At 68.3% G+C, this 24,241-nt stretch carries 19 protein-coding genes; 8 read left to right on the top strand and 11 right to left on the bottom strand.

Going from position 1 to position 24,241, the window contains the following annotated elements; all coding sequences use genetic code 11:
* Positions 1–127: 127 nt before the first annotated feature.
* Complete coding sequence (locus ACUZUJ_RS01080) at positions 128–964, top strand: DUF2884 family protein (protein ID WP_458220203.1); 837 nt, start codon at positions 128–130, stop codon at positions 962–964.
* A 76-nt stretch (positions 965–1,040) separates the two neighbouring features.
* Here ACUZUJ_RS01080 and zapE read toward each other — a convergent pair whose 3' ends face one another.
* Together zapE and ACUZUJ_RS01070 are read right to left on the bottom strand one after the other, a co-directional pair.
* On the bottom strand, positions 1,041–2,141 hold the full coding sequence (zapE, locus tag ACUZUJ_RS01075; RefSeq protein WP_119007323.1) for a cell division protein ZapE: 1,101 nt from the start codon (positions 2,139–2,141) through the stop codon (positions 1,041–1,043).
* Entirely contained in the window at positions 2,138–2,809 is a 672-nt protein-coding gene (locus tag ACUZUJ_RS01070) for an alpha/beta hydrolase (RefSeq protein WP_101764724.1), read from the bottom strand. Before ACUZUJ_RS01070 ends, zapE begins: the two co-directional genes overlap by 4 nt.
* A gap of 43 nt (positions 2,810–2,852) precedes the next feature.
* On the opposite strand from ACUZUJ_RS01070, the gene ACUZUJ_RS01065 reads away from it, so the two are divergent.
* Entirely contained in the window at positions 2,853–3,710 is an 858-nt protein-coding gene (locus tag ACUZUJ_RS01065) for an EamA family transporter (protein ID WP_101764723.1), read from the top strand.
* Between the two features lie 301 nt (positions 3,711–4,011).
* Here ACUZUJ_RS01065 and ACUZUJ_RS01060 read toward each other — a convergent pair whose 3' ends face one another.
* The 3 genes from ACUZUJ_RS01060 to ACUZUJ_RS01050 all read right to left on the bottom strand — a co-directional run bounded on the left by ACUZUJ_RS01060 (position 4,012) and on the right by ACUZUJ_RS01050 (position 6,942).
* Positions 4,012–5,457: an ExeM/NucH family extracellular endonuclease gene (locus ACUZUJ_RS01060; protein ID WP_458220202.1), complete on the bottom strand. Its 1,446-nt coding sequence runs from the start codon at positions 5,455–5,457 to the stop codon at positions 4,012–4,014.
* Positions 5,458–5,642: 185 nt separating this feature from the next.
* Positions 5,643–6,161, bottom strand: coding sequence for a c-type cytochrome (locus ACUZUJ_RS01055; protein ID WP_014035592.1), 519 nt, complete (start codon positions 6,159–6,161; stop codon positions 5,643–5,645).
* Positions 6,162–6,324: 163 nt separating this feature from the next.
* Positions 6,325–6,942 (bottom strand): TetR/AcrR family transcriptional regulator, encoded by a 618-nt coding sequence (locus ACUZUJ_RS01050; RefSeq protein WP_014645572.1) that lies wholly within the window; start codon positions 6,940–6,942, stop codon positions 6,325–6,327.
* A gap of 159 nt (positions 6,943–7,101) precedes the next feature.
* On the opposite strand from ACUZUJ_RS01050, the gene ACUZUJ_RS01045 reads away from it, so the two are divergent.
* From ACUZUJ_RS01045 to ACUZUJ_RS01035, 3 genes are read left to right on the top strand one after another with little or no spacing between them, the layout of a single operon-like run.
* A complete protein-coding gene (locus ACUZUJ_RS01045) occupies positions 7,102–8,265 on the top strand; it encodes an isovaleryl-CoA dehydrogenase (RefSeq protein WP_458220201.1) in 1,164 nt (387 codons plus the stop codon).
* A gap of 10 nt (positions 8,266–8,275) precedes the next feature.
* Positions 8,276–9,886, top strand: a complete 1,611-nt coding sequence (locus tag ACUZUJ_RS01040; RefSeq protein ID WP_197588865.1) for a carboxyl transferase domain-containing protein — start codon at positions 8,276–8,278, stop codon at positions 9,884–9,886.
* 8 nt (positions 9,887–9,894) lie between these two features.
* Positions 9,895–11,895: an acetyl/propionyl/methylcrotonyl-CoA carboxylase subunit alpha gene (locus ACUZUJ_RS01035; RefSeq protein WP_458220200.1), complete on the top strand. Its 2,001-nt coding sequence runs from the start codon at positions 9,895–9,897 to the stop codon at positions 11,893–11,895.
* 19 nt (positions 11,896–11,914) lie between these two features.
* Here the strand turns inward: ACUZUJ_RS01035 and ACUZUJ_RS01030 are convergent, their stop codons facing one another.
* The gene (locus ACUZUJ_RS01030; protein ID WP_458220199.1) at positions 11,915–13,081 is read right to left on the bottom strand and encodes a putative peptide maturation dehydrogenase; all 1,167 of its coding nucleotides are present in this window, start codon (positions 13,079–13,081) and stop codon (positions 11,915–11,917) included.
* 138 nt (positions 13,082–13,219) lie between these two features.
* Between ACUZUJ_RS01030 and ACUZUJ_RS01025 the strand changes: the two genes are divergently transcribed.
* Positions 13,220–13,516 (top strand): NHLP-related RiPP peptide, encoded by a 297-nt coding sequence (locus ACUZUJ_RS01025; protein WP_075675645.1) that lies wholly within the window; start codon positions 13,220–13,222, stop codon positions 13,514–13,516.
* A 7-nt stretch (positions 13,517–13,523) separates the two neighbouring features.
* Here ACUZUJ_RS01025 and ACUZUJ_RS01020 read toward each other — a convergent pair whose 3' ends face one another.
* The 4 genes from ACUZUJ_RS01020 to aceB all read right to left on the bottom strand — a co-directional run bounded on the left by ACUZUJ_RS01020 (position 13,524) and on the right by aceB (position 20,476).
* The gene (locus tag ACUZUJ_RS01020) at positions 13,524–16,016 is read right to left on the bottom strand and encodes a putative peptide modification system cyclase (protein WP_233490823.1); all 2,493 of its coding nucleotides are present in this window, start codon (positions 16,014–16,016) and stop codon (positions 13,524–13,526) included.
* 13 nt (positions 16,017–16,029) lie between these two features.
* Positions 16,030–17,070 (bottom strand): GGDEF domain-containing protein, encoded by a 1,041-nt coding sequence (locus tag ACUZUJ_RS01015; protein ID WP_014035584.1) that lies wholly within the window; start codon positions 17,068–17,070, stop codon positions 16,030–16,032.
* Between the two features lie 417 nt (positions 17,071–17,487).
* Complete coding sequence (gene aceA / locus ACUZUJ_RS01010) at positions 17,488–18,789, bottom strand: isocitrate lyase (protein ID WP_069118153.1); 1,302 nt, start codon at positions 18,787–18,789, stop codon at positions 17,488–17,490.
* Between the two features lie 64 nt (positions 18,790–18,853).
* Entirely contained in the window at positions 18,854–20,476 is a 1,623-nt protein-coding gene (gene aceB / locus ACUZUJ_RS01005; protein WP_101764715.1) for a malate synthase A, read from the bottom strand.
* 110 nt (positions 20,477–20,586) lie between these two features.
* Here aceB and ACUZUJ_RS01000 point away from each other — a divergent pair, with 110 nt between their 5' ends.
* Positions 20,587–21,555 carry a LysR family transcriptional regulator gene (locus ACUZUJ_RS01000; RefSeq protein WP_119007330.1) on the top strand — a complete coding sequence of 323 codons (969 nt, stop codon included), beginning with the start codon at positions 20,587–20,589 and terminating at the stop codon, positions 21,553–21,555.
* 344 nt (positions 21,556–21,899) lie between these two features.
* Positions 21,900–22,808 (top strand): LysR family transcriptional regulator, encoded by a 909-nt coding sequence (locus ACUZUJ_RS00995; protein WP_458220958.1) that lies wholly within the window; start codon positions 21,900–21,902, stop codon positions 22,806–22,808.
* Between the two features lie 82 nt (positions 22,809–22,890).
* On the opposite strand, the gene ACUZUJ_RS00990 is transcribed toward ACUZUJ_RS00995, so the two are convergent.
* On the bottom strand, positions 22,891–24,147 hold the full coding sequence (locus tag ACUZUJ_RS00990; RefSeq protein WP_135968088.1) for an MFS transporter: 1,257 nt from the start codon (positions 24,145–24,147) through the stop codon (positions 22,891–22,893).
* Positions 24,148–24,241: the final 94 nt, after the last annotated feature.

Genomic DNA, 24,241 nt, shown 5'->3' with positions numbered 1-24,241 from the left:
GGTGGGCAGCCGGTGGGAAAGCCGGTATGGCCGGACGAATCGCCATCGCGCAGTGACTTTCGGCGGGTGACGGCGCCTGCCGAACGCGGGATGCTGGGGTCCTGCAATGACCGGAAAGGATTCCACCATGCGCCTGTCAGCACCCGCCTTGGCCCTGCTGGCTGCTGTGGTCACCGTACCTGCAATTGCCGCTGACACCCCGAAGCTGCGCGCGGACCAGTGCGGTATCCACACCGACTATGACGTGCTGGTGGACAGCGGTGGCATCTGGCTGCGGCATGGCCCGCAGGCACCGCACGAGGTGGTGTTCCACGATGGCGTGCTGAGCCTGGACGACACGGTCGTGCCGGTCAGCGAGGCCGACGCGGCCCGCCTGCGGCAGATGGAGGCCGGGGCACGGCAGCTGATGCCGGCCGCCACGGCGCTGGCCCATGAAGTGAGCGGACTGAGCTTCGACGTGCTCGACGGGGTCTATGAAAGCCTCACCGGTACCGCCAACAGCCGCAAGGTCCGGCGCCTGCGCCGGCAGGCCGATGACTGGATCGGCGGCACGCTGGGCAAGGGCTACTGGGAACAGGCTGTGTTCGGGCCAGGCTTCGAGGCCAAGGTGCAGGACATGGCCGAGTCGCTGTCCGCCTCCATCGCCCGCAGCATGCTGTGGCAGATCTTCACCGGACGCAGCGATGCGATGGAGGCACGCGCCGACCGTCTGGACGCGCAGATGGAACAGCAGCTGGAAGGCCGCGCCGAACGCATCGAGGCCCAAGCACAGTCGCTGTGCCCGCTGGTGCAGTCGCTGGCCGACACCCACGACGCGCTGGAAGTGCGCTACCAAGGCCAACCGCTGCGGCTGCTGGAGCGCGGCGAGAGCGTACGGGTGGAGCACGACGATGGCTCGGGCCTGCATGTGTCGGCCGGGCCGGATGAGCGGCCGCGCGGGAATGCGGTGGCGCCGACCCGGTAACCGCGCGGCGGATGCCGGGACCGTGGCGTGGTAGTGCCGGCCGCTGGCCGGCAACGCATTCACCTGGAAACCACCCTCACGCCCGGTGCGGGGTACCCAGGTATTCGGCGCTCTGCATCTCGATCAGGCGCGAGGCGGTGCGCTCGAACGCGCCCTGCAGGCGGGTGCCGGTGTACAGCTCGATCGGGGAGGTACTGGCGGTGCAGACCAGGTTGACGTGGCGGTCGTACAGTTCGTCGATCAGGTTGACGAAGCGGCGCGCGGCATCTTCGTTCAGGCGATCGAACGCAGGGATACCGCCCATCAGCACGGTGTTGAACTCGTGCGCGATCTCGATGTAATCCGACGGGCCACGCGGGCCTTCGCACAACGCGGCGAAATCGAACCAGGCAATGCTCTTGCCACGGCCGCGCACCGGGATCTTGCGGCCCTCGATCTCGATGTTGCCGGGCTTGGCCGGCTGGCCGCCGCTCAGTTCGTTCCAGCGCGTGGCCAGCCACTCATCGCTGTCGGCCGCCAGCGGTGCGCGGTACACCGGCGAGCGGGTCAGCGCGCGCATCCGGTAATCCTCGGTGCCCTCGGCGTACAGCTCGACGCAGAAGCGCTGCAGCAGGCCGATGGCCGGCAGGAAGCTCTCGCGCTGCAGGCCGTTGAGGTACAGGTTCTCCACCGCGGTGTTGGAGGTGGTGACCAGGGTCACGCCTTCAGCGAACAGACGTTCGAGCAGCCGTGCCAGCAGCATCGCATCGCCGATGTCGGTGACGAAGAACTCGTCCAGCACCAGCACGCGCAGGTTGCTGCGCCACTCCTGGGCGATCTTCGCCAGCGGGTCGCTCTGCCCCTGGTGCTCGCGCAGGCGCTCGTGGACGCTGCGCATGAAGCGGTGGAAATGCGTGCGGTACTTCTGCTTGATCGGCAGGCCGTCGTAGAACAGGTCGACCAGGAAGGTCTTGCCACGGCCGACGCCACCCCAGAAGTACAGGCCCTTCACCGGCTCGGGCTTCTTCCAGAACGAGGACAGGCGGTCCAGCCAGCCGTCCTCGGCGCTGTCCAGCAGGCCCAGATGGATCCGGTCCAGCTCGGCCAGCGCCGCGTGCTGGGCCGGGTCGTTCTGCCAGTCGCCACGGGCAACCCCTTCAGCGTACCGCTGCGACGGGGTCAGCTCGGTTGCACTCATGCCGCCGCGCCCAGCCAGTGCTTGACGCCGTGGGTCAGCGCGCCGCGCAGGTCGATCAGCTTGCGGTGGAAGAAGTGGCTGGTCTCGGGCATGCGCACCAGCTCATGCGGGACGTCCAGCGTGTCAAGCCACTGGTAGACGGCCTGCGGGTCGACGATCTCGTCCTGCTCGCCCTGGATCACCAGCCAGCGGGCCGGCGGCGCGATGCCATCGAAATCCCAGCGACCGGCCGGCGGCGCGATCGAGATCAGCGCTTCCGGCTGCAGCGCGGCAGCCGCCTTCAACGAAACGAACGCGCCGAAGCTGAAACCGGCCAGCCACAGGCGGTCGTCGGGGCGTTGGCTCTGCACCCAGGCGGCGACGGCCTTCAGGTCATCCTGCTCGCCCACGCCGCCATCGAAGGTGCCGGCCGAACCGCCAACGCTGCGGAAGTTGAAGCGCACCGTGGTGATGCCCAGCTCGCGCAGGGTGGTGGCGGTCATGGTGACCACCTTGTTGTGCAGGGTGCCACCCTCGGTGGACAACGGATGGCAGACGATGGCCACGATCGGCTGCACCGGCACATCGGCCTTGGGCAGGTCGACGACCACTTCCAGCGGGCCGGCCGGGCCGTCCAGTTCAAGGCAGGCGGTTTCGCCGGGGGCGACGGGGAACGAGGGCTTGTGCATGGCACCATGATACCGTCCCCCGCCCCTGCCCTGTGCCCGCCCCATGCTCTACCTGTCCTTGGCCGTGATCTGCAGCGTGCTGGTTTCGGTGTTGTTGAAGGTCGCTGGACGCCGCCAGCTGGATGTTGCGCAGATGGTCACCTGGAACTATCTGGTGGCGGCAACGCTCACCGCCGTGGTGCTGCAGCCGCCGCTAGATGCGCTGCGCGCGCCGCATGCCCCGTGGCTGTCGCTGCTGGCACTGGCGGTGGTGCTGCCATCAATCTTCCTGGTGCTGGGCCGCGCGGTGGCGGTGGCCGGCATCGTCCGCAGCGACGTGGCACAGCGCTTGTCGCTGCTGCTGTCATTGGCCGCCGCGTTCCTGTTCTTCGGCCAGACCGCCACGCCATGGAAGCTGGCCGGGCTCGGCCTGGGCCTGCTGGCGATGGTGGCAATCAGCCTGCGTCCACGCGGCCCGGCGGTGGCGTCTTCGCCCGGTGGCTGGGGATGGTTGCTGGGCGTATGGGCCGGGTTCGCGGTGGTGGACGTGCTGCTCAAGCAGGTCGCGCTGTCCGGCACGCCCTCGATGGCGGCGGTGCTGGCCAGCTTCAGCGTCGCCTTCGTGCTGATGCTGGCATTGCAGCTGTGGCGGCACGCCAGTGGCCGCAGCCGGTTGGCCTGGCGCAACCTGGGCGCGGGCGCGCTGCTGGGCCTGCTCAACGGCGGCAACATTCTTTTCTATGTGCACGCGCACCAGGCGATGCCGGAGAGCCCGGCCACCGTGTTCGCCGGCATGAACATCGGCGTGGTGGTGCTGGGCGCGCTGGTGGGCGTGTTCGCCTTCGGCGAGGCCACCACGAAGTGGAACCGCGCCGGACTGGCGCTGGCGGTGCTGGCGATCGGGTTGATCGCCTGGGGGTGAGCGCTGGTTGCGGCGGACCATTTCCGCGCCCGCGGTGGGATGTCACTTTTCTTTTCGCGCGAAAAGAAAAGTAACCAAAAGAAACGCGCCGCCAGCCGCGAGCCGGTGCTGTGCACCGGTACCCTGCGCTTCTCGGTGAATCAGGGGACGGCGCCGAACTCGCTGCGCTCAGACATCGGCGCCTCTTCGCCCCTGATTCACCTGCGATGCTCGGCTCGCTTGAAGGCGGACTGGTAGATCAAAAGCAACGGCAGCATCCGTGCCGATCAAGGTCGCTACCAGAGCAGATCCTCGGCGAACCTTATCTGTCAAAACCCAGCAGCAGCGGGTCGTGGTCGGAGCTGCGCCACGGGCCCTGCACGTTGCGGCCCTGGTAGCCGCTGGCGTCCTGTTCGTCGGCATTGCTGTGCCATTCGGCGGCGCCGCGCAGGCGCTTGGCCATGCCCGGGTTCAGCAGCGCGTGGTCGAGGCGGCCGGTGTAGCCGTTGTAGACATAGCTGTAGGGGTGCTCGACCTTGGCGACCTTGAACGCGTCCTGCCAGCCCAGGTCATGCAGGGTGCGGATCGGGTCTTCCATCGCGTAGGCGTTGAAGTCACCCAGCAGCACCGCGTCCTTGGCGCCGGTACCGGTCGGATCGGTCTGCAGCCAGGCGTGCAGCTGCTGCGCCGAAGTCACCCGGGTGGCGTTCCAGCAGCCCTGGTTGTCGTTGCGGTCGGCGTCGGCACCGGCCGCGTCACGGCAGCCCTTCGACTTGAAGTGGTTGGCAACCACCACGAACGGCGCGCCGTGCTTGCCCTGGAAGGCCTGCGCCAGCGGTACGCGGCTGTGCTCGACGAACGGGCCGCCGGTCAGCGTGGCCGGCTTGCCGACCGGCTGCAGGCGCGTGCTGCGGTAGATGATGCCGACCCGGATCGGGTTGTCGCCGGGGCCGGTGCCCGCGTCGACGAAGCGCCAGTCACCCTGCGCGCCGCGGTCTCGGTTGAGCGCATCGACCAGTTCGGCGATGGCCGACTGCGGGCCGTAGCCATCGTTCTCCAGCTCCATCAGTGCGGCGACATCGGCGCCCAACGCATTGACCGTGGTGACCAGCTTGACCACCTGCGCTTTGTGCTCGTCCAGCGTGCGCGCACCGCGCAGGGTCGGGAAGCCACCGCCCTGGCCATCACCGTTGAAGAAGTTCTCCAGGTTGAAGGCCGCCACGTGCAGGCTGCCCGGTACCGTCGGCACCGCCGGGCGCTTGAGTTCCGGCAGTTTCAGCGCCCCCTCGACCTGCAGGCGCGGGTGGCCCTGCGCGTCCACGCGCACGATGCCCTCCACGTTGCGCAGCTGCATGCCGGTGCGCAGCACCGGGTTGCCCGGCAGGTAGGCCACGCTGGCCGGGTCGCGGGCATCGCTGCCATCGTCAAGCACCAGGCGGCGACGCTGGTTGTCGGCCATCACCTGCTCGTAGCCGGCAGTACCCGGCGCGGCCACTTCGGTCGGCTGCCAGAGGCGGCCATCGAAGGCCACGGTGAGCTGGCCGAAGCGTTCCAGGCCATCGGTACCGGCCAGGGTCAGCGGTGCGGCGATGCGCACGCGCTGGCCATCCAGCGCGCGCCAGTCGGCCGGCGCGGCGGTCAGCACCACGGTGGCGCTGCTGCGCGCGGCAGGGGTGGTCGCGGCCGGTGCGGCCTGTGGCAGGGCCTGGGCGAAGGCGCCGGCCGGCAGCAGCAGGGACAGGGCAAGGGCGAGGGAGCGGCGGCGCATCGACGGACGATTCCTTGGAAGAGGGCGCACAGACTAACCCTGAAATGCGAAACCCCGCCTGCGCAGCGGGGGCATAGGGGCGATCAGGCCTCGGCGGGCAAAGCCGGGGTCGTGCCGGCCGCTGGCCGGCAGCCCCAAGACCTTCGTGCGATGCGCGGTTGCCGGCCAGCGACCGGCACCACCGGTTATTTCAGGTTGCCCAGCATCCAGTCCACGGTGGCGTGGATCTGTTCTTCGGTCAGGGCCGGGTTGCCGCCCTTGGGCGGCATGATGCCGCCGTCGGGGCCGGTATAGCCCTCGATGGCGTGCTTGTAGAGGGTGTCCTTGCCCTGCGCGATGCGCTTGTCCCAGTGCGAATGGTCCAGCGTCGGCGCCATGCCCACGCCATTGGTGTGGCAGGCGGTGCACAGGTTGTCGAAGATCACCTTGCCATCCTTGGTGCCGCCGTAAGCCACCTGCGACGCGGCCTTGGCCAGCGCGGCAGCCTTGGCGGCGGCCTGCGCGGCGGCGCCGGTGCTGCCGGCATAGACCGCGCCGGTGGGCGAGATGCGCTGTTCGGTGCGTTTGGCCGCGGTCGGCGACACCTCGGGCGGAATCCGGGTGTGGATGTAGGCGGCAAGGAGGATGAGGCCGAGGGTGATGGTCGCCAGCAGCGCGATCACCATGGAGAAGCGTTTCAGGAACTCCAGATCGTAATTCCGCACTCTTCGTTACCCCTGGCTGATAGTCGTTGGACCACGGCTGAGCGACTGCGTGATGGACCGAGTATAGAACGCGCTTTGCGTGCGACAACAGGCGTCACTGCTGGTGCGGCGCAGCATGCCGGGGGATCTGACCCCGGCAACAGAAGCCGGCCAGCGGTCGGCGCTACCGAATCACCGGGGCACCGATCGCGCGCAGGCAGAAGCTGCAGATCGCATCCACCAGCGCGTCTTCGTCGCGGTGCGCTTCGCGGCTGGGTGCGGTCGGGCCGACCATCGCTTCGGTGAAGGCGCCGACCAGGCAGGCGGCGGCCACATGCGCGTCCTGCGCCGGCAGCTCACCGGCCGCCACGCCCTCCTCCACCAGCCGCAGGAACACGTCGCCGAACGCGCGACGTCCGCGCATGCGCTCGGCTTCCACATCCGGATCGACCGGTTCGACGATGAAGGCGTGCGCCAGCCCCGGCCCGGCCAGGGCGCGGCGGACGAAGGCGGTGATCGCCAGCCGCAGGCGCTCGCTGGCCACCTCCGGACCACTGGCGATGCGCTCCATGATCGCGACCTCGTGGGCCACCGCGGCGTTGAGCACCTCCACGAACAGCTCGGCCTTGGACGGGAAATGGCGATAGATCAGGCCGGTGGACACCCCCGCCTGGGTCGCCACGGCGGTCACCGGGGCGTTGCGCCAGCCGCCGGTGGCGACCAGCTCGCGGGTGGCCAGCAGGATCCGTTCACGGGCGCCCGCCAGGCGTTCTTCCATCAATGCAGAGCGTTTATAGGCCATGTTCTGATTCTAGTTTCAATTTTTGAATTCGTATTCACTTCTTACCCGAACCCCGCTACGCTGGGGCCATCGCCCGTGCGGGTGGCGGTCCTGTACACCGCCGCCCGCTCCCCCGCCGGGTGCGTCCATTTCCTGCCATCCCGCCGTGGAGCCACCACAATGCACGTGCCATCCCTGAACTTCGATCTTGGCGAAGACATCGACCTGCTGCGCCAGAGCGTGGCCCATTTTGCCGCCGCCGAGGTCGCGCCGCTGGCCGCCGAGGCCGATGCCAGCAACCAGTTCCCGCTGGCCCTGTGGCCGAAGCTGGGCGAGCAGGGCCTGCTCGGCCTGACCGTAGAAGAAGAATACGGTGGTACCGGCATGGGCTACCTGGCCCACGTGGTGGCGATGGAAGAAATCTCGCGTGCCTCTGGCGGCATCGGCCTGTCCTATGGCGCGCACTCCAACCTGTGCGTGAACCAGCTGCGCAAGAACGGCAACGAAGAACAGAAGCAGCGCTTCCTGCCCGGCCTGTGCAATGGCAGCCTGGTCGGCGCGCTGGCGATGAGCGAACCGGGTGCCGGTTCGGACGTGGTGTCGATGAAGCTGCGCGCCGACAAGCGCGGCGACCGCTACGTGCTCAACGGCAACAAGATGTGGATCACCAATGGCCCGGACGCCGACGTGCTGGTGGTCTACGCCAAGACCGACATGGAAGCGGGTGCCAAGGGCATCACCGCGTTCCTGGTCGAGAAGGGCATGAAGGGCTTCTCCACCGCGCAGAAGCTGGACAAACTGGGCATGCGCTCTTCGCCCACCTGCGAGCTGGTGTTCCAGGACTGCGAGATTCCCGAAGAGAACGTGCTGGGCCAGGTCGGCGGTGGCGTGCGCGTGCTGATGTCCGGCCTGGACTACGAGCGCGTGGTGCTGTCCGGTGGCCCGCTGGGCCTGATGGCCGCGGCCATGGACGTAGTGATGCCCTATGTGCACGAGCGCCACCAGTTCGGTGAAGCGATCGGCAGCTTCCAGCTGATCCAGGCCAAGATCGCCGACATGTACGTGGGCCTGGGTGCCTGCCGCGCCTATGTCTATGCCGTCGCGCGCGCCTGCGACCAGGGCCGCACCACCCGCCAGGACGCCGCCGGTGCCATCCTGTACGCCGCCGAGAAGGCCACCTGGCTGACCGGCCAGGCGATCCAGATCCTCGGTGGCAACGGCTACATCAACGAATACCCGACCGGCCGCTTGTGGCGCGACGCCAAGCTGTATGAAATCGGCGCCGGCACCTCGGAGATCCGCCGCATGCTGATCGGCCGCGAACTGTTCCAGCGCACCCTGTAAGGCCACCGCGATGACCGTCCTGAACAGCCAGCTGCAACCGGGCAGCGAAACGTTTGAAAGCAACCGCGCGGCCATGCAGGCCGTGGTCGATGACCTGCATGCCACCCTCGCCCGCACCGCGCTGGGCGGCAGCGACGCCGCGCGTGCCAAGCACACCGCACGCGGCAAGCTGCTGGTGCGTGACCGCATCGACGCCCTGCTCGACCCCGGCAGCGCCTTCCTGGAAATCGCGCCGCTGGCCGCGCATGGCATGTATGAAGACGCCGTGCCCGCCGCCGGCGTGGTGGCCGGCATCGGTCGGGTGAGCGGGGTGGAATGCGTGATCGTGGCCAACGACGCCACGGTCAAGGGCGGCACCTACTACCCGATGACGGTGAAGAAGCACCTGCGCGCGCAGGAAATCGCCGAGCAGAACCACCTGCCGTGCATCTACCTGGTCGATTCCGGTGGCGCGTTCCTGCCGCTGCAGGACGAAGTCTTCCCCGACCGCGACCATTTCGGCCGCATCTTCTACAACCAGGCCAACCTGTCGGCGCAGGGCATCCCGCAGATTGCCTGCGTGATGGGCAGCTGCACCGCCGGTGGTGCCTATGTGCCGGCGATGAGCGACGAGACCGTGATCGTGCGCGAGCAGGGCACCATCTTCCTCGGCGGCCCACCGCTGGTGAAGGCGGCCACCGGTGAAGTGGTCACGGCCGAGGAACTGGGCGGTGCCGATGTGCACACGCGCATTTCCGGCGTTGCCGACCACATGGCCGACAACGATCTGCAGGCCTTGGCACGGGTGCGCGCGATCATCGCGCAGTTGAACTGGCGCAAGCCGGAACCGGCGATGGCGGTGCAGGCCAGCGAGGAACCACTGCTGCCGGCGCACGACCTGTATGGCGTGATCCCGGCCGACACACGCAAGCCCTACGACGTGCGCGAGGTCATCGCGCGCCTGGTCGATGGCTCGCGCTTCGATGAGTTCAAGCCGCGCTACGGCGCAACGCTGGTGACCGGCTTCGCCCATCTGAACGGCTACCCGATCGGCATCATCGCCAACAACGGCATCCTGTTCTCCGAATCGGCACTGAAGGGCGCGCACTTCATCGAGTTGTGCACCCAGCGCAACATTCCACTGGTGTTCCTGCAGAACATCACCGGCTTCATGGTCGGCCGCAAATACGAACAGGGCGGCATCGCCAAGGACGGGGCCAAGCTGGTGATGGCGGTGGCCTGCGCCAAGGTGCCGAAGTTCACCGTGGTGATCGGTGGCTCGTTCGGTGCCGGCAACTACGGCATGTGCGGCCGCGCGTACTCGCCGAACTTCCTGTGGATGTGGCCGAACGCACGCATCGGCGTGATGGGCGGCGAACAGGCCGCCAGCGTGCTGGCCACGGTCAAGCGCGATGGCATCGAAGCCAAGGGCGGCCAGTGGCCGGCGGCGGAAGAGGATGCGTTCAAGGCACCGATCCGCGAGCAGTTCGAACAGCAGGGCCATCCGTACTACGCCAGCGCGCGCCTGTGGGATGACGGCGTGATCGATCCGGCCGACACCCGCCGGGTGCTGGCCCTGGCGCTGTCGGCCAGCCTCAACGCCGCCCCGCAGCAGACGCGCTTCGGCGTGTTCCGCATGTAACCCGTGCCATGACCGAGCCTGTTGCCATGTTCACCAAAGTCCTGATCGCCAACCGCGGCGAGATCGCCTGCCGCGTCATCGCCACCTGCCGCCGTCTCGGCATCGCCACCGTGGCGGTGTATTCCGATGCCGACCGCACCGCACGCCACGTGCGCCTGGCCGACGAAGCCATCCACATCGGTCCGGCGGCAGCGCGTGAGAGCTACCTGCGCAGCGATGCCCTGCTCGACGCCGCACGCCTGACCGGCGCGCAGGCGATCCACCCCGGCTACGGCTTCCTGTCCGAGAACGCCGACTTCGCCGATGCCTGCGCCGCCGCCGGCATCACCTTCATCGGGCCGCCGGCCAGCGCCATCCGCGCGATGGGCGACAAGAGCGCGGCCAAGGCGCTGATGGCCAAGGCCGGTGTACCGCTGACGCCGGGCTACCACGGCGACCAGCAGGCGCCGGACTTCCTGCGCGCGCAGGCCGATGGCATCGGCTACCCGGTGCTGATCAAGGCCAGCGCCGGTGGCGGTGGCAAGGGCATGCGCAAGGTCGAACGCAGCGAGGACTTCGTCGATGCGCTGGCCAGCTGCCAGCGCGAGGCGGCCTCGGCGTTCGGCAACGACCATGTGCTGGTCGAGAAGTATGTCGAGCGCCCGCGCCATATCGAGATCCAGGTGTTCGGCGACAGCCACGGTGAGGCGGTCTACCTGTTCGAGCGCGACTGCTCGGTGCAGCGCCGCCACCAGAAGGTACTGGAAGAAGCACCCGCGCCGGGCATGAGTCCCGAACGTCGTGCTGCGATGGGCAAGGCCGCGGTCGATGCCGCGCGCGCGGTGGGCTACGTCGGTGCCGGCACGGTGGAATTCATCGCCGGCCCGGACGGCGATTTCTACTTCATGGAAATGAATACCCGCCTGCAGGTCGAGCACCCGGTCACCGAATACATCACCGGCACCGACCTGGTGGAGTGGCAGCTGCGCGTGGCCTCGGGCCTGCCGCTGCCGTTGCGCCAGGACCAGCTGGCCATCCACGGCCACGCCATCGAAGCGCGCCTGTACGCCGAAGATGCCGACCGTGGCTTCCTGCCCTCCACCGGCACCCTGCGCCGCCTGCGCCTGCCGACCCCGTCGGCCCATGTGCGCGTGGATACCGGCGTCGAGGAAGGCGACAGCATCACGCCGTACTACGATCCGATGATCGCCAAGCTGATCGTCTGGGACGTGGACCGCGACGCCGCGCTGCGCCGCATGAGCCAGGCCCTGGCCGACTGCCAGGTGGTGGGCGTGACCACCAATGCCGGCTTCCTGCGCCGGCTGGTGAACACCGATTCGTTCACGCACGCCAGGCTGGATACCGCGCTGATCGAACGCGAGCAGGCCGCGCTGAGTGCGGTGGGCGACAGCGACGACGCGCTGTGGCTGCTGGCAGCGGTTGCCGCCGTGGCCAGCACAGCGCGCGCCGGCAGCGATGCGCGCGACCCACATTCGCCGTGGCAGGCGCAGGATGGCTGGCGCCTCGGCGCGTCCGCGCCGCGTGTGTTGCCGCTGCAGCAGGGCGAACGCAGGCACACGCTGAAGGTGTGGGCGCAGGCCGATGGCTGGCGCGTGCAGTGCGATGACGCAGCACCGGTGCAGGTGATCGGCACGGCCGATGTGCACGGCCTGACGGTGCAGCTGGGCGAACGTCGCTGGTCGCTGCAGCTGCTGCGCGACGGTGACCAGCTGTACCTGTTCGGCGCCGACGGCCAGCACCGCTTCACCCTGCACGATCCGGTGGGTGAATCGGACCACGCCGTGGCCGACGCCGGCAGCCTGCTGGCGCCAATGCCGGGCAGGATCGTGGCCACGCTGGTCGCGGCCGGCACCCAGGTCAAGCGCGGTACGCCGCTGGTGGTGCTGGAAGCGATGAAGATGGAGCACACCCTGCAGGCACCGGCCGATGGCACGGTGAAGGGCTACCGCGCCAAGGCCGGCGACCAGGTCGGCGACGGTGCGGTGCTGGTGGACTTCGAAGCGGCATGAACGCCGGGGCGACGGCCGCTCAGCGGTCGTCGCCCGCCGTCACCCGACCAGCGGGATCGAATTCGGCCGTGTCCAGCGTGGCACTGCGCCAGCCCAGGCCGCAGATGGCCATCGCGCTCTGGCCGATGCCATCGAACCCGAAGGCACGATCGACATCGGCATCGTTGATGGCTGCGGTGACGAACGCGGCCAGGCCGCGCTCGGTCGCGCACAGGTACAGCAGCTGCGAGATGTGGCCGACATCCAGCGTCACCGCACGGTGCGCCTTGGCGTGGTTGCGGTACTTCCAGAAGCAGCGGTCATAGCGCGGCGCCAGCACCAGCAGCGCCGATGCATCGGCGAACCACTCCTGCCCGGACAGCATCCGCCGCGCCAGCGCAGCCAGTGCCTGCGGCGGTGGCGAGGGCAGCGGCAGCACCGCGTGCTGCACCGGGTGGTAGTGATACAGGCCCGGTACCAGCCCGTCCACGTTCTGCACCAGCAGGAAGCCCTCGGTGGGATGCAGGCCGCCACCGGAAGGCACGTTCTTCTTCAGGAACTCGGTATCGCGCTCGACCTTCTGCACCGCGTGGGCCATCAGCGTGCGCTGAAGCACCTGGGCCAGCAGCGGCAGCGGCAGCGCGCGCTCCGGGTCGAAATTGCGGCAGGTGGTGCGGCGCGCCAGCAGCGCGTCGAACGCGGCCTCTTCGCTGCGCGGCAGCGGCTGATAGTCGCCCCGCATGGGCTGTACCACCGGCGGTGGCGGCCCCAGCCGCTGGCGCAGGCCGGCAGCGGTGTCCAGCCCCTGCCGACGCATGTCCTCCACGCTGTCCACGGCCTGCCAGCGCGCATGGCGGTGGGCCAACGCGGCCAGCGGCCACCACTGGCTGCGGCGTAGCGCCTCGTCGCGCATCTGGTGCCCCACCTCGCTGGGCGGGTCGGTCAGCAGCAGGCCCTGCTCGACCAGGCGGGCCAGCATGGCCGGGGAGGCATCGGCGGGCGGTTCGCTCCAGCGGTGCGCGCTGAGCTCGCCCAGCAGCTGGCGCTCCTCGGCGTCCACCGGCAGCGGCTGGTCCAGATGGGCGGCCAGCGCCACCCAGCTGATCTGGCTGTCCATCTCGGCATGGCCGGCCAGCATCGCGCGCAGGTCCAGGGTGACCGCCTCGCGGGGTTCGAACATCAGGCTGGCGCAGCGGCGCAGGCGCATGGGTTTCCTTCCTTCTGCCGCACAACCGGCATAGCAGCAACGACCGCAGCGCGGCCAACTTTAGCGACGTGCAACGCGCGGCCCTCAATGGCAGGCTGTCGCGGCCGATACGAGAAACTCCACCTACGGACGATCCCCATGAGCACCCATCCCCGCCTTTCCGCCGCAGACGCCAGCACCCTGCTGGACCACCTGATCGGCAGCGACGACTTCCGCAGCCACTTCACCGCTTCGCCGGCCAAGGCCCTGGCCTCGATCGGCCTGGACGGTGCCGTTGGCGAAAACGACTGCATGAAGATCGGCACCCTGGCCTCGGTCGAGGAGCTGAGCCAGGTGCGTGACGGGCTGCAGGCCCACCTGTCCGGGTCGGTGGCGGCCATGACCGTGGTGTTCTGCTTCGAAGCCGGCAAGGTCGGCGAGCGCATCGACGGCTGACCCGCCATCAGGGCGCGCCGGCCGTGGCCGGCGTAGCCCACGTGGAGACGTCATACACGTTCAGCGGTTGCCACACCTGCAGGGCAGTGACCTCGGCAATGGCCTGGCCGCGATGCTGGGCCAGCCACGCCTGCTGACGACGCACGGCGGCTTCATCGCCCTGTGCGCGCAGTGCGAGCAGCAGTACCACGCGCGCCTGCACCGGCTCGTTGCCATCCAGCATCGGTTCGATCAGGGTGCGGGCGGCCTCGGGGCGCTGCATCTGCAGCTCATCCATGGCGCTGACGATGCGTAGCCAGCGGTCCGCGACCGGGCTGCGCAGACTGCGCAGCAGGGGCCGCTGATCGTCCAGCCAGCGCTTGGCCAGCTCGAACTGGCCCTGGCGCTGCGCCAGATGGACCAGCGCCAGCCACTGCAGGCCACGGGCATGCAGCATGGGATCATCGCGCTCTTGCAGCATCGGCTGCAGCAGCGCTGCGATGGCCTGCAGCTCGGCGCGGTCGGCGCCCGAACACACTGCCGCTACGCTGGCGTGCTGCAGGCGCTGCTGTACCTGAAGATCGACCAGCGTCGGCGCCGGTGCATCTTCGCGTATCGCCTGCTGCATCGCCGGGCAGTCGCGCTGCGCGGCCGCCAGCAGCAGCTGCGCACGCAGCTTCATCCGCTGCTGCAGGGCATCGCTGGCATGGATCTGCGGCAACAGCTTCGCTGCCTTGGCGTACTGCCCCTGCGCCACCAGCACATCCACGCCGGTCTCATCGGCGTCATCACGGCCGCGCAGGATCTGCGCCTGGGCCAGTGTTTCGGCGGCACGCTGCGGTTGGTTGGCAGCAATCTGTATCCGCACCAGATGGACCAGCGGATACAGCCGCAAGGGGTCCTGCGGCACCGCGGCCGCTCGCGCATAGGGCTCAGCCTCGCTGAACTGGTTGGCCTGCAGCAGGTACCAGGACGTGTTGGACAGCCCCGCGAACGAATCCGGGTAGACCTTGGCCAGCGTGCGCCATTGCTCCAGCGCCCAGCCGCCCGGCTCCAGCTCGGCCATCCAGGCCTTCAGGTACAGCCGCTCGCGTGGTGGCAGGCGATCCTGCAGGTCCAGCGCATGCTGCATGGCTTCGCGCGCGCGCCGCCCTTCCTCGACGCGCGCATGCAGCTTGGCCACGCCCATGTAGGCCAGGGCAAAGCCAGGATCGATATCGATCGCCGCCTGGTAGAGGTTGCGTGCCTCCTCGAAGCGACGCTGGCCCAGCGCACTCTCGGCCAGCGCGAATGCCCGCAGCGCGCGCAGGTCCTGGGTCGATGCCCGCGGCAACGGCAACGACTGTTCCAGGCTTGCCACCGACTCGCCCAGTCCACGCCGCAGGCGCCCGACCACATCGTCCACCGCGAACACCATCTGATCGGATCGATCCGCGGTGGCGGTGAACGTCTGGATCACCTGCCCGCTGCCCGGCGCAGCAACATCGATGGCCAGCTCATAGCCACCGATCTTCTGCCGCACGGTCGGCAACAGCACCGCGCGCGCGCCTTCCCGCACCGCCACGTCGACGGCGGTATCGCGGTTCAACCGGGTATCGCCCGAGAGCCGCGCCATTTCCAGGCTTTCGCGGATCTTGCCCTCCGACAGCACGTTCACGTAGCGCGACTGCTCCAGCGCGATCCGGATCGCGTGGCGCATCGAGTCATCGAAGATCGGATCGCCGGTGAGGTTGTCGACATCACCGAGCACCACCCAGTCGCGCTCAGCGAACGCGATCGCCGGTTCCGGCCGCAGCAGCAGCCAGCCGCCGAGCACCGCCACCGCCAGCACCAGGCCTTCGGCGGCCAGCACCAGCGGCTGCCGCCACAGCGGCAGGTCGCGGCGCGCCTTGGCATTGGCGCGCGGCATGCGCAGCGGCGCCGAACCGATCTCGCCCACTTCGATCACTTCCTGCACTACCGGCACGCCCTTGAAGCGCCAGCGCCCGTGCGATTTCCACAGCAGGCGCGTACCACGCTCGCCCAGTGCATCGGTGGCACGGCGGGTCAGTGATTCGGCCACTGCCGACAGCAGGATCTGGCCGGGGCGGGCCAGCATCATCAGGCGCGCCGCCATCGGCTTGGCCAGGCCTTCCACCTCCATCGACTTGGCACCGGCACGGACTGCCTCGGCACTGTTCTCCCAGGTCAGCACGTCACCCACGTGCAGGCCGGCACGCGCGCGCAGTTCAATCGCGCGCTGCTGGCCCAGCGCGTGCAGCTCACGCTGGTAGTCCAGGGCGAAGCCCAGTGCATCGATGGCGCGCTCGAACAGCATGAACAGGCCGTCGGAGCGATCGATCAGCTGGCCATTCCAGCGGTGCTGCAGCACCAGCACCAGGCGGTCGTGTTCCTGGAACAGGCTCGCCGCTGCCACATCGCCGATGCGCTCGACCAGCTGCAGCGAATCACACAGATCGGTGAACAGCAGGGCGCGTAGCTGTGGGCTATGCGGGGCTGACGTTCCGTTGTCGCCATTCATCGCCTGCATCTCCCTATTGGTCGTCCGGATCATCCACCCAGCGCAGGCAGTTGCCGCCGTCACGCTTGGCCCGGTACAGCGCCCGGTCGGCGCTGGCATACCACTCGCTCCAGTCCGCGTCGGCGGCCAGCAGGCTGGCTCCGATGCTGACCAGGCTTACATGCGGCGTGCCATGGCTGCGCTCGAGCAGGCCATGCACCGCGCTGAGGATGAACTCGGCCGCATGCTGCACGATCTCGTGGTTGCCACGGCGCAGGATCAGGCAGAACTCATCGCCGCCGAGCCGGCAGGCCAGGTCCTGTTCGCCGGCCATCGAGCGCAGGATGTTGCCCATGCTCTGCAGCACGCGGTCGCCGGCCTGGTGGCCGTGGCGGTCGTTGATCTGCTTGAAGCGGTCGCAGTCGATCAGCAGCAGCGCCTGCGGCGGCCCCTCGGCATGCTCGCGGCACTCCTGCAGGTACAGGGTGAGGCCGCGGCGGTTGTGCAGCCCGGTCAGTTCATCGGTACGCACCAGCTCACGGGTGTGGGTCAACTGGTGGGTGGTGATGTACAGGTTGTCCAGCGCGGTTTCCAGATCGTGGTTGCGCCGGCGCAGCTGGCTGATCAGAGCCTGTTCGTTGGTCAGCACGCGCATGATCGTGCGGCGCAGGAAGTAGGCCACCAGGCCGGGATCGGATTCGACCAGCCGGTGGAAATCAGCCGGCCCCAGTTCCAGCACATCGCAGTCGACCAGCGCGCGCGCGCTGGCGCTGCGCAGGTGGTCGCCGACCAGCAGGCCCAGTTCTCCGAAGAACTCGTGCTGCCCGAGCGTCTTGATCACCAGGTCCTCGCCGAAGTCCAGTTCGATCTGGCCTTCGAGGATCACATACATGCGCTCGCCGCGGTGGCCGCGCTGGAACAGCCACTGTCCGGCACGGAGCTTGCATGCGCGGGCGAATCTGGCGAACAATGCCACCTCGGCATCTGACAACAGAGCGTGCACGATCTCGGCCATCGCCACCCGGGCGATACCTGTCGTCACATCACTGTTCTCGGCCGCACCCCTGCCGGTCATTCCCTGCACCCGCCGCCAGCGTCCCCTGGTGAGCCGCGGAGCATAGCACCGCTTTAAACTGTGCGCCCTATCTCATTTTGACCCTTCTGCCGATCTTGATTGATGTGAAGATCGGTGGTGGCCCGTTCTGGTCACGGGTGTCCGGGCAAAACTCCTGCCGGATCAATCCGATGCCGGGTTTCACAGGGTTTCGGCCAAGTTGCCGGCCCAGGGGGTGCGCCTGATTGACGCTCCCCGCGCGCTGCACCCTTGCATCGATACAACAACGCCGGCAGGTCCCCCGACCGGCCGGCGTTGTCTGGCCCTTCCCTGGCCACCCTGATCGCTCTGAGGCCCGGTAGTGCCGGCCGCTGGCCGGCAACCATGTGGACTCCTGGAACATCGACGGGTTGCCGGCCAGCGGCCGGCGCTACCGCATCACGCCGCGCGTTCGCTGCGCCCGCCGTGGAACTGCTCCTCCTCGGTCGAGCCGGTCAGCGCGGTGGTCGACGACTGGCCCTGCTGGATCGCCTGGGTCACCGCATCGAAGTAGCCGGTACCGACCTCGCGCTGGTGCTTGACCGCAGTGAAGCCGCGCTCGGCCGCTTCGAACTCGGCTTCCTGCAGTTCCACGAACGCGCTCATCTGCCGGCGTGCGTAGCCGTGGGCCAGGTTGAACATGCCGTAGTTCAGCGCGTGGAAGCCGGCCAGGGTGATGAACTGGAACTTGTAGCCGTAGCTGCCCAGTTCGCGCTGGAACCTGGCAATGGTGGCGTCGTCCAGGTTCTTCTTCCAGTTAAAGCTGGGCGAGCAGTTGTAGGCCAGCAGCTTGCCCGGGAACTTCGCATGGATCGCCTCGGCGAATTTCCGTGCGAACTCCAGGTCCGGCTTGCCGGTCTCGCACCACACCAGGTCGGCGTAGGGCGCGTAGGCCAGGCCACGGCTGATCGCCTGGTCCAGGCCGTTGCGGGTCTTGTAGAAGCCTTCCACCGTGCGCTCGCCGGTGGCAAACGGCTTGTCATTGCCATCGATGTCGCTGGTCAGCAGATCCGCGGCTTCGGCATCGGTACGTGCCACCAGCAGGGTCGGCACGCCCAGCACGTCGGCGGCCAGGCGCGCGGCGTTGAGCTTCTCGATCGCCTCACGGGTCGGCACCAGCACCTTGCCGCCCATGTGGCCGCACTTCTTCACCGAGGCCAGCTGGTCTTCGAAATGCACGCCGGCGGCACCGGCCTCGATCATCGCCTTCATCAGTTCGAACGCATTGAGCACGCCGCCGAAACCGGCTTCCGCATCGGCCACGATCGGCTGCAGGAAATCGATGTCGTCCTTGCCTTCGGCGTGGTGCAGCTGATCGGCGCGCAGCAGCGTGTTGTTGATGCGCTTGACCACCGCCGGCACCGAATCGGCCGGGTACAGCGACTGGTCCGGGTACATCTGCCCGGCCAGGTTGGCATCGGCCGCCACCTGCCAACCGGACAGGTAGATCGCCTTCAGGCCGGCCTTGACCTGCTGCATGGCCTGGTTGCCGGTCAATGCACCCAGCGCGTTGACGAACTCGCGCTCATGCAGCGACGCCCACAGCTTCTCCGCACCCAGGCGGGCCAGCGAATGCTCGATGTGGACGGTGCCGCGCAGGCGCACCACGTCAGCGGCGCTGTAGTTGCGCTGGATGCCTTCCCAACGCGGGTTGGTATCCCAGTCGTGCTGGATCTGTTCGGCAGTGGGCAGCTTGCTCATGTCTTTCTCCAGTTCGGTTCGTGCGTGCAGCGGGGAGGGAAACGGCGGGAAACGCGGGCGGCGATCAGTCGATGCGCGCGTAGGCCGGCAGGGTCAGGAAATCGGTCAGTTCGTCGCTGCGGCTCAGTTCGCCGAGCAGGGCGATGGCCTCGCCGATGCGTGCGCCACCGGGCAGCGCGGTGGTGTCACCCAGCCGTGCCGGCAGCTGCGCCAGCGTGGCATCCAGCAGGGCCAGGTCGATGGCGGTGCCGTCGTCCAGCTGCTGGCCCGGCGTATGCAGCCACTGCCACAGCTGGCTGCGGCTGATCTCGGCGGTGGCCGCGTCCTCCATCAGGTGGTGGATCGGCACGCAGCCGTTGCCATCCAGCCATGCCGCCAGATAGCGCACGCAGACTTCCACGTTGCCTTCGAAGCCGGCGCGGGTGATGGTGCCGGGCGGCCGTGCGATCAGGTCGTCGCGGCCGACGCGCACATCCTGACGCAGCACGCTGTGCTGGTTCGCACCGGGCATGTGTTCGTCGAAGATCGCCATCGCCACCGGAATCAGCGCCGGATGCGCGACCCAGGTGCCGTCGTGGCCGGCGGTCACTTCGCGCAGCTTGTCGGCGCGCACGCGGGCCATCGCCTGTTCGTTGGCAGCGGCATCGTTGTTGATCGGGATCTGCGCGGCCATGCCGCCCATCGCATGCGCACCGCGGCGGTGGCAGGTCTGGATCAGCAGTTCCGAATACGCCTTCAGGAACGGCTGGGTCATGGTCACCTGGCCGCGCTCGGGCAGCACGCGGTCGGCGTGGCGGCGGAAGGTCTTCAGGTACGAGAAGATGTAGTCCCAGCGCCCGCAGTTCAGGCCGACGATGCGGTCACGCAGCGCGTGCAGGATCTCGTCCATCTCGAACACTGCCGGCAAGGTTTCAATCAGCACGGTCACCTTGATCTGGCCGTGCGGCAGGCCGAGCATGCCCTCGATGTGCGACAGCGCGGCCTCCCACAGCGCCGCCTCTTCCATGCTCTGCAGCTTGGGCAGGTAGAAGTACGGGCCACGATCCTTCGCCTGCAGGGTGCGGGCGTTGTGGAAGGCGAACACCGCCGCGTCGAACAGGCCACCGGCAATGAACTGGCCATCGATGCGCACGTGCTTCTCGTCCAGGTGCCAGCCACGCGGGCGCACGATCAGCACCGCCTGCTCGTCGTACGGGCGCAGGGCGTAGTGCTTTCCATTGGGTGCGGTGTATTCGAGATCGCCACGCACCGCGGCGGCCAGCGACTGCTGCCCGGCCAGCAGGTTGCGCCAGGTCGGCGAGGTCGAATCCTCGAAGTCGGCCATGAACACCTTGGCGCCGGAGTTCAGCGCGTTGATGACCATCTTCGGGTCGGTCGGGCCGGTGATCTCGACGCGGCGGTCCTGCAGCGCGGCCGGCAGCGGGGCAACGCGCCAGTCGCCGCTGCGGATCGTGGCGGTGTCTTCGCGGAAGTCCGGCAGGCCGCCCTGGTCGAAGAACGCCTGGCGCTCGCGGCGTGCCTGCAGCCGTGCCTGCCGGCCCGGTTCCACCGCACGGTGCAGCGACACCAGCAGGGCCAGCAGCGGCGCCGGCAGCAGGGTGTCCTGGCCGGCCACGCGGGTCGCCAGGGCGATGCCGGGGGTGGCCTTGCTGGCGGGGGTGGGAACAGCGGAAGCGACGGCGGACATGGGGCGACTCCAGCGGTGGGGGAACGTCTCCACGGTGCCGCTGGCGCCGAGTATTTGGCAAAACAGTTTTTGCAATGTTTTACATAAATTGTGCTAATACTTGTGACGCGATGACCACACGCACCCCGCCAAGTCCGCGTTTTTCCTACAAATCCGACCGGCTGAAGCCACTGCGCGCGTTCTGCCAGACGGTGCGCCTGGGCTCGGTCTCACGGGCTGCTGAGGCACTCTTCGTCAGCCAGCCGGCGATCAGCCTGCAGTTGCAGGCGCTGGAACGGGAGCTGGGGGTGCCGTTGTTCGAGCGCAGCGGGCGCCGCCTGGTGCCCAGCCGCGAGGGCCAGCTGCTGTACGAAATGGCACAGCCGCTGGTGGAGAACCTGGACGGGCTGGAGGCGCGTTTCCGCGACAAGGTGCGTGGCCTGGACGCGGGCGAGCTGAACATCGCCGCCAACAGCTCGACCATCCTGTACCTGCTGCCGAAGATCGTCGAACGCTTCCGCCTGCATCATCCGGACGTGCGCCTGACCCTGCACAACGCGATCAGCGCTGATGGCACCGACCTGCTGCGCGAGGACGCCGCCGACCTAGCGATCGGTTCGATGACCGATGTGCCGGCCGACCTCAGCTACGCGCCGGCCTACCGCTTCGAGCAGGTGCTGATCGCACCGCACGACCATCCGCTGGCCAGCGGCGGCGAACTGGAACTGGCCGACATCGCCCGCTATCCACTGGTGCTGCCACCGAAGCGGCAGATCACCTACCGCCTGGTGGACCAGGTGTTCCAGCGCCACCGCATCGCCTACACCGTGGCGCTGGAGGTGGGCGGCTGGGAGGTGATCAAGCAGTACGTGGCGATGGGCATGGGTATTTCCATCGTGCCGGCGCTGTGCCTGAACGAGGCCGACCGCGAGCGGCTGGCGGCGCGGTCGATGAAGCGCTGGTTCCCGGAACGCAGTTACGGGGTGATCGTGCGCCGGGGCAAGGCGCTGTCGGCGCAGGCGCGGGCGTTCATCGAGCTGATCCAGCCGGAGTTGTTCAGTCCGCGCGATTATGACCAGAGCGGGCATTCCGAGCGGTGAGGGTGTGCGGCAGGGCTGCGCCCTGCACCTGCCGAAGCCGAAGCAACGTCAACGTCAACGTCAAAAGCTGGCATTCGGTGGGATGGCGGGGCAGTGTGGGTGGGCAGGACACGCCGTAAACCCATCCATGGGGGCTCGATGGCGCCATCCATGGCGCCAACGGTCCTGCCCACCCACACCGCCCCGCCTCTGACAGTTGGTCGCTGCTGTTGGTGGGTGCTGACCGTTGGTCGGCACGATAGATCCACGCCATGCGTGGATGACGGGTGACCGGGGTCAGATCCGTTTTCCGCAGGAAAACGGATCTGACCCCATTTCCCACCGGCGATGAATAGACTGCACCCATGTCCATCGAACTCCGCCATCTTCGCTACTTCCTTGCCGTCGCCGACACGCTGCACTTCGGCCAAGCGGCGGAGCGGCTGGGTATGTCGCAGCCGCCGCTCAGCCAGCAGATCCGCCAGCTGGAAGACCTGATCGGTGCGCGCCTGTTCGTGCGCAGCCATCGTCGTGTGCAGCTGACGCCGGCGGGCGAGCTGCTGCAGGAACGTGCGCGGGCCATCGTGCAGCAGGTGGAAACGGCGGTGGACGAAGTCCAGCGCGCGCAGCGCGGTGAGCAGGGTGAGCTGCGCATCGGGCTGACCCGCGCGACGCCACTGTCGCCGCAGATTCCGCGCTCGATCCTGCAGTACCGCCAACGCTATCCGCAGGTGCGGCTGCAGCTGAGCGAGATGAACACCCTGCAGCAGATTGATGCGCTGCTCGACGGTTCACTGGACGTGGGCATCATCCGCAAGCGCGCGCTGCCACCAGAGCTGGTGGCGCACAGCCTGTTCGTCGATCCACTGGCGTTGATCGTGCATGCCGACCACCCTGCCCTGCGCAGGCTCTCGGCGCAGGGCACGCTGTCGCTGCGCGACTTCGCGCAGGAACCGTTCGTGGCGTTCCGCCGCAGCGCCGGTGCGGGCATCCATGACCACATGATCGCGTTGTGCGCGGCCGCCGGGTTCACCCCGCGCATCGTGCAGGAGGCCGGTGAGGCCTCGACCCTGATCAGTCTGGCCGCCGCCGGCCTGGGTGCGGCGATCCTGCCGTCGTCCTGCGATCACATCCGCGTGGAGGGCGCGCGCTTCATCGCGCTGGCCGATGCTGGTGCGCATTCGGAAGTGCAGCTGGCGTGGCACCGCGAGGGTGTGACGCCGTTGATCCGCAATTTCGCCGGGCTGCTGCGTGAAGCGTTCGCCGAAGGGTGAGGTGCAACCCACCCGGTAGTGGCCAATCTTGGTTGGCCCACGGCCACAGCGCCGACCGAGGTCGGCATCTACCAGAGCAGGATCACGCCGTCACCGGCTGCGGGGCGCGCTGCTGCAGCGCCCAGACAATGCCACCGCCGATCAGGGTCAGCACGGCGGCGAACAGGCACACACCCAGCCAATCCCACGCCGCATAAGCCAGGCCGCCCACACCACCGAGCACGCTCGAACCCAGGTAATAGGCGAACAGGTACAGCGCCGAGGCTTCGGCGCGCATCGCACCGGCGCGGCTGCCGACCCAGCTGCTGGCCACCGAGTGGCCACCGAAGAAGCCAAAGGTCACCAGTGCGATACCCAGCGCCATCGTGCTCAACCACGGCAGTGCCAATAGCGCGATGCCGGCGCCGATCAACGCAAACGAGATCGACAGGATGCGGCCGCGGCCGTAGCGCGTGGCCTGCTGGCCCATCCACGCCGAGCTGAAGGTGCCCACCAGATAGACGCTGAAGATCAGGCCGACCACGGTCTGGCTGAGATGGTACGGCGGCGCCAGCAGGTGGTAGCCCAGGTAGTTGTAGAGGGTGACGAACACGCCCATCAGCACGAACGAGGTAGCGAACAGCCACGGCAGGCCCGGGTCGGCGAACAGCGTGCGCCAGCGCGACGGCAATTGGCGCAGGCCGCCGCGACGTGCATGGAAATGCCGCGACGGTGGCAGCTGCAGCCACAGCAGCACGGTACTGGCGATGGCGATGATCGAGACCACGCCGATGCCCCAGCGCCAGCCCCAATGGTCGGCGATGATGCCGGCCAGCAGGCGCCCGCTCATGCCACCGATGGCGTTGCCGCCGATGTACAGGCCCATCGCCAGGCCCAGCGCGCGGCTGTCCATTTCCTCCACCAGGTAGGTCATCGCCACCGCCGGCACGCCGCTCAGCGCCAGGCCAAGCAGGGTGCGCAGCACCAGCAGCGTGGTCCAGTCATCCACCAGCGCCGTGCTCAGCGACAGCATGGCCGAGGCCAGCAGCGCAGCGATCATCAACGGGCGGCGACCGACCGCATCGGACAGCAGGCCGGCCAGCAGCATCGCCACCGCCAGCGTGCCGGTGGTCAGCGACAACGACATCGCGCTGCCAGCTGCGGACACGCCGAAGTGACGGCTGAACTCGGGCAGCAGCGGCTGCACGGTGTACAGCAGGCCGAAGGTGGAAAAGCCGGCCAGGAACAGCGCCAGCGCGGTGCGGCGGAAGGCCGGCGTGCCCTGCTGGATGCGGGTCTCGGCGCTGGAATCAACAGTGTGGGGGCGGCGTTCGACGGCCGCCGCGGTTTCGCCAGTCATGGGATCGAGGGGCCGGTGGGGACGGCCGGGCATGGGAGGGAACGGGCCTCAGACTAGGCCCGTCGATCCAGTCGATCCATAACCTGATAGATCA

The sequence above is a fragment of the Stenotrophomonas sp. S4 genome (assembly GCF_054187805.2).
Note: the sequence above shows the minus strand (reverse complement) of the source record. Positions and strands in the feature narration are given on the sequence as shown.